This window comes from Acidobacteriaceae bacterium, assembly GCA_035944135.1.
Classification (GTDB): Bacteria; Acidobacteriota; Terriglobia; order Terriglobales; family Acidobacteriaceae; genus Granulicella.
This window is the reverse complement of sequence record DASZBM010000002.1, coordinates 22,242-39,341: the sequence shown is the minus strand read 5'-3', so window position 1 is coordinate 39,341 and position 17,100 is coordinate 22,242. Positions and strand designations below refer to the sequence as shown.

Annotated in this window: 14 protein-coding genes; 10 read left to right on the top strand and 4 right to left on the bottom strand. The window is 58.7% G+C overall.

Annotated elements, in window-relative coordinates:
* Positions 1-5: 5 nt before the first annotated feature.
* The 3 genes from preA to VGU25_02820 all read right to left on the bottom strand — a co-directional run bounded on the left by preA (position 6) and on the right by VGU25_02820 (position 4,176).
* Positions 6-1,433, bottom strand: a complete 1,428-nt coding sequence (gene preA, locus VGU25_02830) for an NAD-dependent dihydropyrimidine dehydrogenase subunit PreA (protein HEV2576124.1) — start codon at positions 1,431-1,433, stop codon at positions 6-8.
* Complete coding sequence (locus VGU25_02825; protein ID HEV2576123.1) at positions 1,426-2,784, bottom strand: NAD(P)-dependent oxidoreductase; 1,359 nt, start codon at positions 2,782-2,784, stop codon at positions 1,426-1,428. Before VGU25_02825 ends, preA begins: the two co-directional genes overlap by 8 nt.
* A 153-nt stretch (positions 2,785-2,937) precedes the next feature.
* Positions 2,938-4,176, bottom strand: coding sequence for a Zn-dependent hydrolase (locus tag VGU25_02820; protein ID HEV2576122.1), 1,239 nt, complete (start codon positions 4,174-4,176; stop codon positions 2,938-2,940).
* A gap of 351 nt (positions 4,177-4,527) precedes the next feature.
* Between VGU25_02820 and VGU25_02815 the strand changes: the two genes are divergently transcribed.
* Positions 4,528-5,664, top strand: a complete 1,137-nt coding sequence (locus VGU25_02815; GenBank protein HEV2576121.1) for a glycosyltransferase family 4 protein — start codon at positions 4,528-4,530, stop codon at positions 5,662-5,664.
* 82 nt (positions 5,665-5,746) lie between these two features.
* Positions 5,747-6,469, top strand: a complete 723-nt coding sequence (locus VGU25_02810; GenBank protein HEV2576120.1) for a ZIP family metal transporter — start codon at positions 5,747-5,749, stop codon at positions 6,467-6,469.
* 9 nt (positions 6,470-6,478) lie between these two features.
* Here VGU25_02810 and VGU25_02805 read toward each other — a convergent pair whose 3' ends face one another.
* Positions 6,479-6,919: a transcriptional repressor gene (locus VGU25_02805; protein HEV2576119.1), complete on the bottom strand. Its 441-nt coding sequence runs from the start codon at positions 6,917-6,919 to the stop codon at positions 6,479-6,481.
* A gap of 32 nt (positions 6,920-6,951) precedes the next feature.
* Here VGU25_02805 and VGU25_02800 point away from each other — a divergent pair, with 32 nt between their 5' ends.
* The 8 genes from VGU25_02800 to VGU25_02765 all read left to right on the top strand — a co-directional run bounded on the left by VGU25_02800 (position 6,952) and on the right by VGU25_02765 (position 17,061).
* Positions 6,952-7,524 (top strand): cob(I)yrinic acid a,c-diamide adenosyltransferase, encoded by a 573-nt coding sequence (locus tag VGU25_02800; protein HEV2576118.1) that lies wholly within the window; start codon positions 6,952-6,954, stop codon positions 7,522-7,524.
* Positions 7,525-7,633: 109 nt separating this feature from the next.
* Positions 7,634-8,542, top strand: a complete 909-nt coding sequence (locus tag VGU25_02795; protein ID HEV2576117.1) for a sugar phosphate isomerase/epimerase — start codon at positions 7,634-7,636, stop codon at positions 8,540-8,542.
* Positions 8,542-9,732: a Gfo/Idh/MocA family oxidoreductase gene (locus VGU25_02790; GenBank protein ID HEV2576116.1), complete on the top strand. Its 1,191-nt coding sequence runs from the start codon at positions 8,542-8,544 to the stop codon at positions 9,730-9,732. Before VGU25_02795 ends, VGU25_02790 begins: the two co-directional genes overlap by 1 nt.
* 86 nt (positions 9,733-9,818) lie before the next feature.
* Positions 9,819-13,211, top strand: coding sequence for a carboxypeptidase-like regulatory domain-containing protein (locus VGU25_02785; protein ID HEV2576115.1), 3,393 nt, complete (start codon positions 9,819-9,821; stop codon positions 13,209-13,211).
* 89 nt (positions 13,212-13,300) lie between these two features.
* Complete coding sequence (locus tag VGU25_02780; protein HEV2576114.1) at positions 13,301-14,149, top strand: sugar phosphate isomerase/epimerase family protein; 849 nt, start codon at positions 13,301-13,303, stop codon at positions 14,147-14,149.
* Positions 14,150-14,151: 2 nt separating this feature from the next.
* The gene (locus VGU25_02775; GenBank protein ID HEV2576113.1) at positions 14,152-15,003 is read left to right on the top strand and encodes a TIM barrel protein; all 852 of its coding nucleotides are present in this window, start codon (positions 14,152-14,154) and stop codon (positions 15,001-15,003) included.
* A 26-nt stretch (positions 15,004-15,029) separates the two neighbouring features.
* Positions 15,030-16,241: a glycoside hydrolase family 27 protein gene (locus VGU25_02770; GenBank protein HEV2576112.1), complete on the top strand. Its 1,212-nt coding sequence runs from the start codon at positions 15,030-15,032 to the stop codon at positions 16,239-16,241.
* Between the two features lie 235 nt (positions 16,242-16,476).
* Complete coding sequence (locus VGU25_02765) at positions 16,477-17,061, top strand: XRE family transcriptional regulator (protein ID HEV2576111.1); 585 nt, start codon at positions 16,477-16,479, stop codon at positions 17,059-17,061.
* Positions 17,062-17,100: the final 39 nt, after the last annotated feature.

Here is a 17,100-nt window from a genome sequence, read left to right as displayed (position 1 = left end):
TTATGCTAAGCGTTTGGGTTCGCCAACCTTGCGTGTTCTGCAGCTTCGGGCACGATGCCGGCGGCGACGCGTTCATCCCAAGTCTGCGGCGGGAGACCGTTGTGGATGCGTTCCATCGTGATGCAGTCGGGCACAGGACAGACAAGCGAGCAGAGATTGCAACCAACGCACTCGTGTTCGTCTACGCGTGGGATGCGAGACAGTGGCGTGAGATATGGGCCGTCTGCACCGGCGCCGTTGAGGTCGAGCTTGGGGATGGGTGTGGTGGTGATGCGTAGCGGCGCTTCAGCAGCGATGGACTGCGGTGTGCGTGTGGTGTCTGGGTGCGGCAGGGTGCGGTCGAGATGGATGCACTGGTGCGCGCCGTCCCAGCAGGCGGTGTAGCAGAGCTCGCAGCCTATGCACTTGTCTTCGTGGATGTGCGCGACGATTTTGTAGTTGAGGTTGAGGTGCTTCCACTCGGTGACGTTGGGAAGCGAGCGGCCGCGGAAGTCGTCGAGTGTGGCGAAGTTTTTGCGGCGCATCCAGGCGAGGAGGCCGTCGGCCATGTCTTCGACGATGCGATAACCGTAGTGCATGGCGGCGCTGCAGACCTGCACGGTGCCGGCGCCGAGGAGGATGAACTCAGCGGCGTCAGACCAGGTGGCGATGCCGCCGATGCCGCTCATGGGGAGCGCGGCGGCCGGATCGCTCATGACCTGCTGAACCATGTTGAGTGCGATGGGTTTGACGGCGGGGCCGCAGTAGCCGCCGTGCGAGGACTTGCCGTCAACGTTGGGGCGCGGCTCGAAGGTGTCGAGGTCGATGGAGGTGATCGAGTTGATGGTGTTGATGGCGGAGAGCGCGTCGGCGCCGGCGCGCTTGGCGGCGCGCGCGGGCATGCGGATGTCGGAGATGTTGGGCGTGAGCTTGACGATGACGGGAGTGCGCGCGGCTTCTTTCACCCACTCGGTGATCTGCTGGCAGTATTCGGGAACCTGGCCGACGGCGGAGCCCATGCCGCGTTCGCTCATGCCGTGCGGGCAGCCGAAGTTGAGCTCCAGGCCGTCGGCGCCGGCGCCTTCGGCGCGCTTCACGATGTCGTGCCATGTTTCGCGTTTGGATTCGACCATGAGCGAGGCGATGACGACGTGCTTGGGGTAGCGGCGTTTGACCTCGGCGATCTCGCGGAGGTTGACCTCGATGGGGCGGTCGCTGATGAGCTCGATGTTGTTAAGGCCCATCATCTTGGTGCCGTTGTAGTCGATGGAGGAGTAACGCGAGGAGACGTTGGTGATGGGCTCGCCGATGGTCTTCCAGACGGCGCCGCCCCAGCCAGAGTCGAAGGCGCGCATGATTTGCTCGCCACAGTTGGTGGGTGGAGCGGAAGCGAGCCAGAAAGGATTGAGGCATTTAATGCCGGCGAAGGTGGTTTCGAGGGTTGGGTTAGGCATTGGCATCTCTCCCTTGAATCCAAGCGCTCATTGCGATGCCGGCACGTTTGCCGTCAGCGACGGCGTCGACGACTTCGCGGCCGCCGTTGGTGCAGTCGCCGCCGGCGAAATATTTCGGGTTCGATGTCTGACCTGTAGCGCGGTCGATAAGGATGCGGCCGCGCTCGAGCTTGAGCTTCGCGGGTGTGGTGCTGTTGGCGATCAGGGTGTCTGTGTGCGTCGATTGACCGATGGCGAGGACGACGTGATCGACGCGGAGGTCGAAGGCGGAGTTTGCGATGGGGATGAGCGAGCCGTCGGTGGTGGTTTCGAGGCGCTCGAGATGGAGGGATTCGATGTGCTGTTTGCCTTTGAGGCCGACGGGTTGGACGTGCCAGAGGAAGCTGACGCCTTCCTGCTTGGCGTGTTCGTACTCGAAGTCGAAGGCGGACATCTGTTCGGGGCCGCGGCGGTAGATCATCGTGACGGAGTCGGCGCCAAGGCGGACGGAGGCGTTGGCGGCGTCGATGGCGGTGTTGCCTGCGCCGACGACAGCGACGTGTCCGGAGAGTTGCGTGAGGGCGCCGCGCTTGTAGTCGGCGATGAAGGTCAGCGCGTTGGTGATGCCGGACATCTCTTCGCCGGCGATGCCGAGGCGATGGATGGCACCGAGACCGACACCGATGAAGATGGCGTCGTGCTCGGATTCAAGGCGCGTGAGCATGTCGGCGTCGACGGTGGTGTTGAGGCGGAACTCGACACCGAGTGCGGCGATGCGGTCGATCTCCCGGAGACTGGCGGCGGGAGTGAGTTTGTACTCGGCGATGCCGTAGGTGTTGAGACCGCCGGGGAGTGGATGCGCGTCGTAGATGACGGCGCGGACGCCATGGCGGCGGAGCTCGGCCGCACAGGCGAGCGATGCGGGGCCGCCGCCGATGAGCGCGACGGACTTTCCGGTGTCGGGTGCGGGCGTGAATGGAAGGCCAGCGCCCGATTCAGTGAGTGAGTCCATGGCGAAGCGCTGCAGCCGCGCGATCTGAATGGGCTGCTTGTTGTAACGATGCATGACGCAGGCGCCCTCGCAGAGGACGTCGACGGGGCAGGCGCGCGAGCAGCTCTCGCCGAGGATGTTGGAGTCCAGAATGGTCTTCGCGGAGCCTTCGAGGTTGTCGCTGGCGATCTTCTTGATGAAGCGCGGGACGTCGATGTGTGTGGGACAGGCGGTGGTGCAGGGCGCGTCGAAACAATAGAGGCAGCGATTGGCCTCGGCCACGGCTGCAGTTTTGTCGAAGGGCGGATGCAGGTCGGGAAAACGCGCAGCAATCTCCGGACTACAAGGGGACTGCTCAAAGAAGGTCAACGGCTCACTCAAAGGCGTCGTGCACTCCTCTTCCCGCCGGCGAGTGGGGAGAGACGATAGAACCGGGCAGCGAGGCTGCAGGTTCAGGAGTTTCCCAGCCCCGGCGATTGGAAGTCACGATTATGCATCATTTGGACTCGAATGGTGAACATGGGCCGTAACTCTTTAGTGGCGCAGGATCCAATCCATGGTGAGCTCAGCGAGGCGATTCATCGCGGTGGCAGCTTGCTCAAGGTGTTCGCGCTTTGTATCTTCGGCGCGGTTGTGACTGAGCCCATTGAGCGACTGCACGAACATCATGACGGTGGGAATGCCGAGGCGCGCGACCTCAGCAGCATCGTGGAGCGGGCCGGAGGGAAGGTGTTCGGTGACACCGACCGTTTCCGAGATTGCTTTATCGCAGAGCTTGATGAGGTCAGGGTTGAATGGGATGGGTTCGATGGACCAGATCTGTGACCACTCGACGGTGCAGCGCTCTTCGGCGGCGAAACGTTCGCTAGCCTCGCGAGCTTCGCGAAGCATGCTGGCAAGGACTTCTGCGTTGAGATCGCGCATGTCGAGCGTGGCCTCGCAACGGCCGACGACAGAGGTCACGATTCCGGGAAAGGTTTTGACGCTGCCCATGGTGGCGACGGAGTTCGGATGCTTGCGAGCGATAGGTCGAATCTCGAGCGCGAGCTTCGCGCAGGCTGCCAGTGCGTCGCGGCGAACCTCCATCGGTGTTGAGCCCGAATGGGCCTCCTGGCCGTGGAAGGTGATGGCCCAGCGTTCGACACCCTTGGTGCCGAGGACCACGCCGAGAGGCTTGTTGAGGCGTTCGAGGATGGGCCCCTGCTCGATGTGGAGCTCAAGGTATGCGGCGAGGTTTTTGCGCTCGACTGCAGCCTCGCCGATGTTGTCTACCAAGATGCCGCAACCGGCGAGCGCGGCTTCGAGGGTCGTGCCATCGCGATCCGCGCGCTTGCGATCGGCCTCGATAGTCTGAGTGCCCGCGAAGGCAGAAGAGCCGAACAGGCTGCGGCCGAATCGCGCGCCTTCTTCATCAGCCCAGTCGACGAGCTTGATCGTGCAGGGAGGGCGGTTGTTGTACTTGCGTGCGAGATGCTTGAGGACTTCGAGACCGGTGATAACACCGAGACAGCCGTCCAGCCAACCGCCGTTGGGGACTGAATCGAGGTGGCTGCCGAGGACGAGAGCGCGTTCGGATTCGCCGCGGAGTGTGATCCAGTGATTGGCTGCGGCATCGTAATGGTGCTCGACGGGAAGGCCGTCGAGCTTCTGCTCGAACCATGCGCGTGCGCGGAGCCACGTGGGAGACCAGGCAATGCGTTGCGCGCCGTTCTCGTCGGCCGTAAGTGAGCGAAGCTCTTCAAGATGCGAGATGACTGCCGCTGCATCGATCATGGGAGGCCAGCGTATCAGGATCCGGCTAATCCGCCCAGCGGCGATCGAAACCAATTCGAAACAGTGCAGGCAACCAAATCCACATTTCGAGCTTCTACCAGCATATGCGCCGGGTGCGGTGTGTCTTGTACACATTGACGCGGTAACGATTTCCAGCACGAACACCTGGGGGTGAGTGCTACGGATATGAGGTCGTCGCGCGCAACGACTGATGTCGACTGCCGGACTCGGCTGCGTGTCTACACACGGTGCCTCCTTTGCGCACAACAGAACCTGACTTTCGGCGAAGAGCAGTCTTCGATACGCATTCCCGCGCGTTCTGCGACGGGACGCTTCAGATAAGGAGTTTGCATGCGCATTCTGCTGACGACTGACACAATTGGCGGTGTCTGGACGTTTACAAAAGAGTTGACGACGGAGCTACTGAACCGGGGTCATGCAGTCGCGCTGGTAAGCTTTGGCCGGCAGCCGTCACACGAGCAACAGGCATGGTGTGCCGGACTCCATTTGAGGCATGGGGACGATTTTCAATTCACTGCCTCCAATGCTCCGCTGGAGTGGATGGAGAAGAACGAGTTTGTGTTTACTCAAGGCGCGGGGGTTCTGTCCCACGTCGCAAGGCACTTCCGCCCAGACCTGCTGCATTCCAACCAATTCTGTTTCGGCGCAATGAGCCTGGACATTCCGAAGCTGATAACTGCGCACAGTGATGTGTTGAGCTGGGCAGACGCCTGCCGTCCTCGCGGGCTTGAGAACTCGCGCTGGCTGAGACAGTATCGGTCGCTCGTGACGCATGGGTTGCACGCTTGTGAGGCAGTCACTACTCCGACGCAGTGGATGGCGAACGCACTGGCGCGTCACTACGATGGGCTTCCAGGCTGTTATGTGGTGTCGAATGGCCGAAACCTGAGTGCGCCGCAGGGTCAGATGCGGACAGTGCAGGCTGTCACCGTTGGGCGGTTGTGGGATGTAGCCAAGAACGTCGGAATGCTGAGGGATGTAAATTCGCCGATTCCCATTTACGTGGCAGGCGAGAGACACCATGGAAAGGCTGTCGCACCGAAGCAGCTCGGCCACTCGATTTTGCTGGGCTCTCTATCGGACCCGGCGCTTGTCTCTCTACTCACCCGGAGCAGTATCTACATCGCGACGTCAATCTACGAACCGTTCGGGCTTGCGCCGCTCGAGGCTGCACTGTGCGGATGCGCAGTGGTAGCAAACGATATTCCGTCTCTGAGAGAGGTTTGGGGAGACGCAGCCTTGTACTTCAGTGGAGCACGATCGCTTTCGGCGGTGCTTCACCAGTTGAATCGGAATCCGGGAGAGCTCGCGATGTTACGCCAGCAGGCGTTCCTGCGAGCGAGCGAACTTACGGCTGAGCGAATGACGAATGGATACGAACAGATGTATCGCGCATTGCTCGCCGGTCGCACGATACTTCGCCCGCCGACCGAGATGCAACCAGGGCTCGCAGCGCACGCAGCGTGAGTCAACTCTGCATAGGCCAACCGCAATACCGCCGTGCCTTTATTGAGAATTTAGTATCATTTAGAAGAGAGTGATCTCTTCTTTGCCGATTTATCTCCTTATCGTGCCGGTTTTCTCAACCCTGCTGGGCGGGCTGCTCGCACTGCGCCTCCGGTCGTCGCTGGGGATATTGGTAGCGCTGAGTACCGGATTGCTGCTTGGAGCCGCGCTGCTCGATCTCCTGCCGGAGGCGGTCAACCTCCAACGCCTTGCAGGCCATGGGATAGCGACAACATTTGCCTTGGTGCTGCTGTCATTTGTCACATTTCTGCTGCTACAGAATCTGTTCGACACGTGGAGTGCGCACCTCAATCTGCAAAACTCTCCGCGTACATTGGGCCGGATCGGCGGCGGACTGCTGATTGCGCACAGCTTCCGGGATGGGATGGCGATCGGGTTGTCCTACGCTGCGTCGAGGCAGGCGGGTTACATCGTTGCGGCAGGAATTGCAGCGCATGACATCGGCGATGGGGTTAACACAATCCTGTTGAGCACGCGTGGTAATAACCCGGAACGCTTCGACTATCTGATGCTGGCCGCAGATAGCCTGGCACCGTTAGCTGGCGGCCTGTTAACCGCATGGCTGCCGCTGTCGATGGCTGGCTCGGCTGCGCTACTCGCGATTACGGCGGGCTTTTTTCTGCACATGGTAGCCGACGAGTTGTTGCCTCAACTGCGCGCCGACAGCACACCACGGATTCTCCTGGCGCTGGCTGTAGCAGGCGGGGCTTTGCTCATATTTTTTGCTACACGACTGGCGTCGTAGCGAGAGTCATCAGGCACAATCGGCGCAACGTCCAAAAAGGAAGAATTCATGGCCGGTGACGCGGAAGCCGCGCGGAAGCTTCGGGTGAGCGCTGAGATCGCATCCCTGGAGTTCGAAGACCTTCCCACATCCATTGCAGCGGAAATGATGATGATGCGCCTTGCCTGCAACCTCGTATCGCAAGGCTTCACCGGGCATTGAGACGGTTGTGAGCCAATCCTTCTCGAGCAGCGAACCGATGTTGCGGTACACGGTAGCGATGCTCAACCCTTCGACTTCAGTCTGTGCTGTTGTTAGAACTTCTTCAGGTGAGAGCGGACGATCGGCCCGGAGAAATGCCTCCCGAATCGCTGCTTTCTGACGCGTATTGCGCGATTGTGTAGCCAAGTACTCGCTCCTGGTTGCAAGAATACGCTCTCGGCTCAACGCGCGTGGAGTTGGAATAACCACATTACCATTGGAGTAATTAGCGGGAGACGCTCATGAGTATTGCGACGAAACTGGGAGACAGCGGGCAGACAGGTCTTATCGGGGGCTCGCGTGTATCAAAGGCGGATATGCGAGTCGAGGCCTATGGAACGGTAGACGAACTGAATGCGGCCTTGGGGCTTGCCCGTAGTCTTTGCCCGGATGAATCCATTCGCACTGCCACCGAGAAGATCCAAAGGATGCTATTCAACGTGGGCGCGTCGCTTGCGACACCCGCGCAGAGCCGAAAAGGCGTAGCAGTGTTGAGCGTTGCTGATGTGGAAGACCTCACAGAACAAGTCCATCGCATAGAAGCGATCGAGGGGATACTGGCTGACTGGTCACTGCCCGGGGCGCAGGTGCCCTCGTCGGCGTTTGAGGTGGCGAGGACGGTATGCCGCCGTGCGGAAAGATGCGCGGTTCGGCTGGCGGAAAGTGGCGAGGACGTCCAGCCGGAAACGATTGCCTATCTGAACCGGCTGTCTGACCTGATTTGGCTCTTTGGCCGGGTTCTGGAGAGAAATGCTGGAGATGATGCGCGACTACGTGAGGACTCAACAAGTGCGCGGTGGTCTCGAGCCTGGTGAGTCCGTCCAGACGAAATCCACCCTTCATCGATTTCAATCGATTGACATAGCAGTTGCCGTGTATCTATACTCCGGCCGAAAATCCAGAGCCTAGTCGGAGCGTTGCTGAATGCTGAACGGACGGGGGTTAACGCGCAGATCGGTGGTGAAGTGTCTCGCTGCCGGAACAGCGGCCGGAGCGTTCGGTCGGGCACCAATCTGCTCCGCATTTGCGCAGGAAGAAGGAGCGCGTTCGAACGTGCATTTTGGCGTGCAGCTCAACGCATTTCCGATCGATCCAGCGAACTTTGAGACGTTTCTCGGCGCGCTCGGAGAGGTAAAGCGGATCGGCTACGAGGGCTTCGAGAGCGGCTTCCGGTTTGTAAATGGACAGTTCAAGAATGCCGGGGCAGCACGCAAACGGATTGAACAGTCCGGACTGACCTTCGTTGGAATCCACATCTTTTTGAGCACGCCAATGTACGACGCCGCGACCGGCATCGCACCCGAGTCACTGTATGAGGAGGTCGCGCGCGGCGGTGCGGCCCTTGGCGCCCGCTACCTTATCCTGAGCGGGGCGCCCGCCTCCGACAGTGACATGCTGAAACGCAAGATCGACGCGCTGAACAAGGCGGGGAGCTTTGCAAAGTCGGTGGGCCTAAAGGCCGCATACCACAATCACTGGCCCGAGTTCGAATCCAAGATCGGGGAGATTGATGCCCTCTATACCCGCACGGACCCAAGCATCGTTTCCTTTGTGCTGGATGCGGGGCACGCTTATCGCGGCGGGGCTAATGTGCCACAGTTCATCCGCACTCATCAGCATCGGATCGTAGTGTTCCATCTGCGGGACTACAAGGATGGCCACCTGGTGACACTCGGTACCGGCACGTTTCCGCTGAAGGAGGTTGCGACGACCATCAAGGAGATTGGGTGGAAAGGCTGGGTCGAGAACGAAGAGGAGCGAGAAGACCTGTCGCATAACGGCGCCAAGGTCATCGAGCCCGCATACCGCGCTATGAAAGAGGCATTCGCGTGATGAACCGCCGTGAGTTTGTGGCCGGAGCAGCGGCCCTTGGGACACTTTCAAGCGCCGGAATGACGGCGCGATCGTATGCTGCTGTGCCGGGCGCGAACGATCGCGTCGGACTCGGTGTGATTGGGCTGGGACGCCGTGGGCTTATCGTGAGCAACGGCTTCGTGCAGGATCCGCGCGTCCGCATTGTCGCTCTCTGTGATGTTTACGGAGAACAAACACGCAATTACCAATCGAAGATGCAGGCACATCTTTCGCAGCCGGCCGTCTCAATTCGCTACCAGGACCTCCTGGCGCGCAAAGATGTCGACGCGGTTTACATCGCGACGCCGGATCACCTGCACGTAATGATTGCGACCGATGCACTTTCCGCCGGCAAGCATGTGTATCTGGAGAAGCCTACCGTTCACCACTGGAACGATCGCATGCGCCTGGAGCAGGCGCTTGAACGCAGTGGAAAGCTTCTGCAATGTGGTACGCAACAGCGCAGTGGATCGCATTATGCGCAGGCGAAGCAGGAGTTCTTTGACTCCGGCAAGCTGGGCAAGGTGGTTCTCGCGCGCGCCGTGTGGCATAACTTTCCCTGGCAGCGGCGTCAGCTTCCAGATACGTCCAAGCCTGCGGATCTGGATTGGGAGCTCTTCCTTGGACCCGCGCCCAAGGTTCCATATGAGTATCCGCGCTATACCTCATGGCGTTCCTTCCCTGACTACGGCGCAGGTGTGCTCGCCGACATTCTGACGCACTGGGTGGACGTGGCGCAGTGGATGCTGAACGACGCGCATCCGGTCTCTGCGGCCGCGCTGGGTGGTCTGTACGATCTGCATGGATATTTCCAGAACCCTGATACTGTCAGCGCAATCGTGCAGTACAAGGGCTGGAATCTGAACTTTGAGTCCAGCGTGCTCTCTCTGCGGGACGAGCACCCTTCAGTCTTCTTTGAAGGAACGGACGGAACGCTGAACATCACACGTGCCGGTTACACCTACTCGCCCAACAAAGGTGAACCGGTGATCTTTAAGTCAACGCAAGATCTCGAGGTGGCGCACACCAGGAATTTCCTGGACGCGATCATCACTGGAACGCCCGTCAGCGCGCCCCTCAGCGCCGGCTTGGACGCGACGCTTCCGGTACAGATGTGCCTCAAGTCCTACTGGTCTCACAAGACTGCAACTCCTGAAGACCTTTCGTAACCCTACGGCCCCAGAAATCACAGTACAAAACGATAAAACCTGAAGCCGCAGCTGCTCGATTGACCTTGAAAGGATGCCGCTCCGCCATGACGCTTGGAAAAGAAGCTCGTAAACTCACCTATCTGTTTTTTGCGTTATTAGTGCTGTTCCTCGCCGCGACCGGCGCGAGGGCACAGTCGACCGGCACCATCACCGGCTCAGTGATCGATCCCACGAATGCTGCCATCCCCGATGCCACCGTGACCGTCAACAACGTCGGCACTGGACAGAGCCGCTCAGTGCAGACGAACGCCAGCGGCGTCTTCTTGTTTCCTGATCTACCCATTGGTTCGTACACGATGCAGATCTCGAAAAATGGCTTTGAGACCCAGAAGCGCACCGCAACCGAATTGCTGACGGGGCAAACCATCGGTATCGACGTTTCTCTTAAGATCGGTACCCAGGTGGAAACAGTCGAGGTAGGCACGGAGACCCAGCAGGTGCAGACCGCGACCTCAGAGGTGGCCAGCACGGTTGACCAGCAGCAGATGGTGGATCTGCCACTGAACCAGCGCAATGCACTTCAACTCACGTCACTCACTCCTGGCGCCGTACTTACGACGGTCGGCACTGAAAGTGGACAGCAGGATCAGACCGGACTTGTGGTGAACGGTCTGCGCGCGACCGAAAACAACTTTCAGCTGGACGGAGCAGTGTTCGAGAACCGCTTCTTTGACTCCGTACCGATCATGCCGAATCCGGACGCTTTGAAGGAGTTCACCGTAGAAGCCGCAAACTTCGGGGCGCAATATGGAGGCGCCGGTGGCTTGGTGCAACTCTCGAGCAAGTCAGGAACAAACTCGTTGCATGGGGATGCATTCGAGTTCATCCGGAATACAGTGCTGAACGCACGCAATTATTTCAATCCACCACCGCAAGCCAAACCGCCCTTCAAGCTAAATCAATTCGGCGGAACCATTGGCGGTCCGCTGTACATCCCGAAGATTTATAACGGGCGAGATAAGACCTTCTTCTTCTTTTCCGCCGAGGACCTGCAGAGGCGCTCATCTCCTGTAACCGCGACGATCTTTCTACCCACGGCGAAAGAGATGTCCGGAGACTTTTCGGCATTTTATCCGAGCGGGGGCACCTGCCCGGCTGCATCCACTGCAGCGATCAAGCTTGGCACTTCGGCGTGCAAGCAGATCAAAAATCCAGTGACCGGCGCCGCCTACGCGAACAACATCATCACCGATGCGGTGAATCCGCTTTCGCTGGCGGTCGCGAAGACCTACACAATTCCCCTGGCTGGCGTCGATCCGGTTAGCGGCGGCTATATCACATTTGAGAATAAGAACATCGATAGCACGCAGTACGTGTTGAACATGGACCATCAGGTCACGCAGAGCAACCATTTCACGGCGCGTTACTTCTACAACCAGGACAACTTCCAACGCCCCTTCGCCGCACCGCTGGGATTCTTCGCTCTCAATCTTTTCCGCAACCAGAACCTTGTTCTCTCTGACGTGCAAACGTTCAGCAACACGCTGACGGCAATGTTCCATCTGGACTTCGGGCGCTACGCACGCACACAGATTCCTGTGGCCCCAGGACTGAAATCGCTGCAAGACCTTGGGTCGAAGGTGGCGCTGGGTACTCAGGTTCCGATTTTTCCGGGCATCCGCTCGAATATCTCAGGCGGCTTTGTGAACATCTTCTCCGGCGGAGCGTTGCAACAGGATCCGACCTCCCTGGAATATCGCGCAGAGGCAGTAAAGATTCACGGACCTCACCAGTTCAGCTTCGGGTTCACATTCGAGCATGACCAGATCAACGCGACCGACTACTCCTACACGCCGGGCGACAACACGTTTGACGGCAGCCGTAGTGGACTGGGTATGTCCGACTTTTATTTCGGCCTGGATTCCCAATTCTTCCAGGACAATGGTCGCCGCTTTTATCTGCGCGAAAGCCGGCCCGCTGCGTACCTTCAGGATGATTACAAGGTATCCAGAGAGTTGACTCTGAACCTGGGACTCCGCTGGGATCCATGGCTTCCGCCGATCGACCGTAACGGTACGCTCGTAGGTTTTCAACCAGGATTCAAATCAACCATTGCTCCTAATGCGCCAGTCGGGATGCAGTTCGTTGGGGATCCTGGCGTGTCTGCCTCGATCTACCGGCAGGACTGGAAGGACTTTGCCCCACGCATCGGATTCGCATACAACATCGGAGGCAAGGCGAACACAGTGGTCCGCGGAGCTTACGGCCTCTTTTATGGCTTCCCCGAAGGTTTGCTTTATCAGCGCACGGACGCAATGCAGCCGGTGGATCTTTACCTGAACATCTCGGCACCGGGCGGGAACAACCCTGGCGGAACGTGGGACAACACCTACAACAATTACCCGGGCGGGGACCCGTTCCCGCGCGCCCACGTAACGCCGAGCCAGTTTTCTACGTATTCGTTCCTGCTGCCGGTCTCGGGCGGTGTGCTCAACCCGGCGTCGCACGTGGAGTACACGCAGGCCTACAACCTCACCATCGACCAGAGGCTTCCGGCAGGCTTTTCCGCGACTGTCGCTTACGTTGGCAACCACGCCGAACACATTATGAGTTCGCGTCAGTTCAATCCTGCAGTGTGCGCCGCTGGTGCACCATGCTCAAACTTCAACAACTCGACATGCTCCACCTGCACTACCGGTAACGAGAATGCACGACGGTTATTTCCGGGTTTGGGCGCAGTCGAGTTCGCCGACGCCTACGAGTATGCAGAGTTCAACTCTCTACAGACGACACTGACTCGCCGCGTCTCGCATGGCTTTAAGGTCATGGCAAACTTCGTCTGGTCGAAGGACATGGATAATGCGTCGGGCGGAAATGAGGGTAGCGCCGGTCCGAACAACCCATTCAACCTGAGTGCCGCCTATGGTCCAGCCGACTTCAATCAGAAGTTCCGCACCAACATTTCAGTCAACTATGTTGAGGAAAAGATCCCGGTCGGGAACGGATTCTTTTCTGAGGTGGTTAACGGCTATGAAGCAAACCTGATCTGGCAAGGTCAAAGCGGCCTTCCCTTTACGGTCACCAGCGGAACGGATCGTTCGCTGTCCGGCGTGGGCAACGATTTTGCCGATCCTGTCCCGGGCGTGAGCCCAGCGCGCCCATCGGGAGTGGACTTCCACAAGGAGTGGTTCAATACTGCAGCGTTCCAACCAGCAGCGCTGGGCACCTTTGGAAGTGTCCACCGCAACAACCTCACGGGCCCCGGCTACGAAGAAGTGGATGCTTCGCTGTTCAAAAACTTCTTCCCAGAGGCACGTGTGCATGGGCAGTTCCGGGCAGAGTGCTTCAATCTCTTCAATCATCCAAACTTTGCAAATCCAACCTCAGCCGTGAACTCCGGAACGTTCGGGCAGATCACCGCGACACCGAGCAGCACCGGTTTGGACAGCCTAGGCCTGCCGCGCGTCTTCCAGTTCGGCGCGAAGATCATCTTCTAGCCAGCGGTCAGCGCTCAATCGAAGTCGGCACTCTTTCCAGGGTGCCGACTCTCACATTGCAGAATGTTCAGGAGAGACACCCGGTCAATATGCACAAGCTCAATCGCAGAACATTCCTCGGTACAGCGGCTGCAGCAAGCCTCACGTGGAGGTCAATGGCGCAAGCCCTGAAGCCGCGAGTCGGCTGCCAAGCGAATGGATTTGTGACGCGTACCGGCGACTTTGAAGCGCTGCTGCCGGTCTTGAGGACGATCGCCTCACTGGGATATGCCGGATTCGAGTGCAACAACCATCTGGTGCAAAGCCAATTTGCGAATCCAGCCGAGGCCCACAAGAAGATTCAGGCCACGGGGCTCGAGTTTATCGGGATGCACATGTCCATGAATGAAGCTGATAGTAGTTTGGACGCGATCTGCGCGGGAGGTGCTGCGCTCGGCTGTCGCAATATCGTCATGAGTGCCGCAGGGCTCTCTCCTGCAGGCGTATTTACGCCCGACGCGCTGGCGGAGAAGGCGGCGCATCTCGAACGCTACGGAAAGATATGCAAGGCGCATGGGATAACTCTGGCCTACCACAACCACATGCCGGAGTTCGCCAACCACAATGCCGAGATGCAAGGACTCGCGGACCGCACGAACCCAGAACTGGTCAGCTTCCTTATGGATGCAGGGCACGCCTATCAGGGCGGAGGTGATCCTGCCGAGTTTCTCCGCCGAAATCCCCGCCGACTCGTCGGATGCCACCTGAAGACCTTCAGGAACAAAACAGAACAAGTACCTCTGGGCCAGGGTGACTTCGGCTTTGAGTATCTTGCCGCCGCCATCCGCAGCACAGGATGGCACGGCTGGCTGATCGATGAAGAAGGCGGCGGCAAGACGGCCGACAGCGCCGCCGTGGGTCCTGATCGTGCTTACATTCATAGGATCTTTGGAGTGTGAGCGTGAATCGCCGGGAATTCCTCGCCGCATCTTTGGCGGCCACTGCAGTCAGCGCACAACCGTCTCGTCCTGAGGGGCCGCGGTTCGCGCATCGCCAGGCGCAAATGCCGCTACCGCCTGGTCAGAATGTGTTTGAGTTTGCGGCGAAGATTCCGGGGCTGTCGGGTGTGCAACTGCAGATGTTCTGGCAGGGTGAGGACATCTCCCAGGGTGACCGCGCACGCGAATTGAAACTGCAGGCACGCGACAACGGAATGCTCACGCCATCGATCGCCGGCATCTGGCAACACGGCGAAAACATCTTCGCCGGCGCGGTAGCTGAGCGTGCGATCAACAATGCGATCCGCACCGCTGCCACACTCGAAGCCGGTGTCATCCTTGTCGTCATGTTCAAGGAAAATTGTCCGGACATGAGTGACCCGAAGTCGTACGGTCCGGTCGTGGAGTTATTTCGCAGGATGGCGCCGCGGGCAGCAGACGCGCACACAAAGCTTTGTGTGGAGACTTCCCTGCTTCCGGAGCATGATCGCAAGCTGATCGAGATGGTGAACCATCCGGCGTTCCGCGTCTACTTCGACGCAACAAATGTCGAAACCTATCATCCTGGTTCGTCGCTGTCTGGCATCCTGACTCTTCGCAACTATATTGGCGAGGTTCACCTCAAGAATGGAGACCGCTTATTAAACCAGGAGCCTGCCAAGGTCAACTGGGCGGAAGCGATTCGTGAGTTTCGTGTGATCCATTACAACCATTGGTATTGCTTCGAGACCGAGCACGCCTCGCCCGAGCGATGCATCGCAGACACAGTTGCAAACATGGCTTTCGTACGCCAGCAGCTTTCGTCGCACGCCTGAAAGAACGAATTTAGGAGGGAAGAACGATGCGCGCCTTCGCATGCGCACTGTTACTGATGTTTGGCGCTGGATCAGTAAGTACGGCGCAGCGTGCACCTGAGGTTAGTCCACCCGCGACAACAATCATTGCTGCGACTCCACCGATGGGTTGGAGCACCTGGAACCATTACGCTCACAACATCTCGGACAAGCTGATCCGTGAACAGGCAGATGCAATGGTTGCGAGCGGTATGCGCGACGCGGGCTACGTGTACGTGCACATTGACGGTGGTTGGGAGGGGCAGCGCGACGCAAACGGCGTCCTGCATCCGCTGCCCACGTTTCCAGACATGAAAGCGCTCGGCGACTACATCCATTCCAAAGGTCTGAAGTTTGGTCTGTACAGCGGCCCGGGCCCGGTCACATGCGCAGGCGCCGAGGCAAGTTACGGGCACGAAGAACAGGACGCCCAGATGTTTGCGAGCTGGGGTGTGGACTACCTGAAATACGACCTCTGCAGCTATCGCATGATCATGCAGATTGAATCCGGCGGCGATGTAACAAAGGCCGAGTCAATGATGCGGGCAGCATACGACAAAATGCACCGGGCAATCCTGAAGACCGGGCGCCCGATGGTTTTTAGCTTGTGCCAGTACGGACTTGGCGAGGTATGGGAATGGGGTCCGCAGGTGGGGGGCAACATGTGGCGCACAAGCAATGACATCAATGACACCTATGAGCGCATGATGTCTATCGCGGACCGCCAATCCGGCCTCTCACGCTTTGCCGGCCGCGGCCATTGGAATGATCCCGACTTTCTCGAAGTCGGAAACAGTGGAATGACCTTTGACGAACAGAAGTCGCACTTCAGCTTATGGGCACTGCTGGCTGCCCCGTTGATGGCAGGCAACGATCTCACGGATATGTCAGCGCAGACGAAGAGCATTCTGCTGAATCGTGATGTCATTGCGGTGGATCAGGATCCTCTCGGCAAGGCTGGCGAGCGCGTGTCGCAGCAAGGACCACTTGAGGTGTGGGCACGTCCGCTGAGCGGTGGCGCAGTGGCAGTAGGCCTCTTCAATCAACTCACATCCGCAACTCACATGATCCTCAACCTCACAGATCTCGGAATTCACGGCGACGCGGAAGCGGAAGACCTGTGGACGCACAGCAAGATCGGCGTCCTGCACGAAAGCTATACCGCAGTGGTACCAAGCCACGGAGTAGTTATGCTGCGGCTGCGCCCCTCGCACCAGTAACACTGCGGGGGCTGCAACGCCCCGAAAGCGAAGTTTATAATTCCCTTTTATAATCAATAGGTTATCCGCAATACTTTGAACGACAAGCGAGACTCGCTCCTGTAGGTGATGTCTGGCGCGACCTACGTTCCTGTCATTCTTACTGCACGCGACATTTACAATAATGCAAAGCATTTTGAGCGTGCGTAAAGTCAACCATAAGGACAAATCTCGGCTCGCCTCAGGAGACTCTGCGATCGCAGAGTCGATACGACCGTATGCGATTGCGGACAAACTGCGCACCCTGAGGCTGAGGCGCAGTATGGGCCTTGCACAACTGTCCGAACACACCGGACTTTCAGTAGCGATGCTCTCCCGGTTAGAGAATGGTCGTCTACTGCCAACTTTACCGACCCTTACCCGAATCGCTCTGGTCTTCAACGTTGGTCTTGACTATTTTTTCAGCGATCCAAGGAAGCGCCATGTCGTCGCCGTCGCCCGACGCAGCGAACGCGAGATTCTACCGTCAGATCCAAAAGAGGCAGGTTCGGTTCCGTGGCATTTCGAGAGCCTCGACTTTCGCGTGAACGAACGTAAGCTTAACGGCTACCTAGCTCACTTCCACCCGGTTGCTCCCGAACGTGTCACTCCGCACTTCCATCCGGGAGTTGAGCTTCTGTATCTAATCGAGGGAAAGCTGGAAATGATCGTTGGTACAGAGCACTACACACTCTCCCGGGGCGATTCAATCTATTTCGACTCCATGCAGAAGCATTCCTACCGGAGTCTGTCCAAAGCTCCATGCGCAGCTGTCGTTGTTACGACCGGTCAGAACCGATAACGCCGAGCAATTTTGTGCGATTGAGTGGCAGTTAACTGT

Coding starts and splice junctions, on each gene's coding strand:
- preA (HEV2576124.1), bottom strand. CDS start 1,433: ATGCCTAACCCAACCCTCGAAACCACCTTCGCCGGCATTAAATGCCTC.
- VGU25_02820 (HEV2576122.1), bottom strand. CDS start 4,176: ATGATCGATGCAGCGGCAGTCATCTCGCATCTTGAAGAGCTTCGCTCA.
- VGU25_02815 (HEV2576121.1), top strand. CDS start 4,528: ATGCGCATTCTGCTGACGACTGACACAATTGGCGGTGTCTGGACGTTT.
- VGU25_02800 (HEV2576118.1), top strand. CDS start 6,952: ATGAGTATTGCGACGAAACTGGGAGACAGCGGGCAGACAGGTCTTATC.
- VGU25_02795 (HEV2576117.1), top strand. CDS start 7,634: ATGCTGAACGGACGGGGGTTAACGCGCAGATCGGTGGTGAAGTGTCTC.
- VGU25_02790 (HEV2576116.1), top strand. CDS start 8,542: ATGAACCGCCGTGAGTTTGTGGCCGGAGCAGCGGCCCTTGGGACACTT.
- VGU25_02785 (HEV2576115.1), top strand. CDS start 9,819: ATGACGCTTGGAAAAGAAGCTCGTAAACTCACCTATCTGTTTTTTGCG.
- VGU25_02780 (HEV2576114.1), top strand. CDS start 13,301: ATGCACAAGCTCAATCGCAGAACATTCCTCGGTACAGCGGCTGCAGCA.
- VGU25_02770 (HEV2576112.1), top strand. CDS start 15,030: ATGCGCGCCTTCGCATGCGCACTGTTACTGATGTTTGGCGCTGGATCA.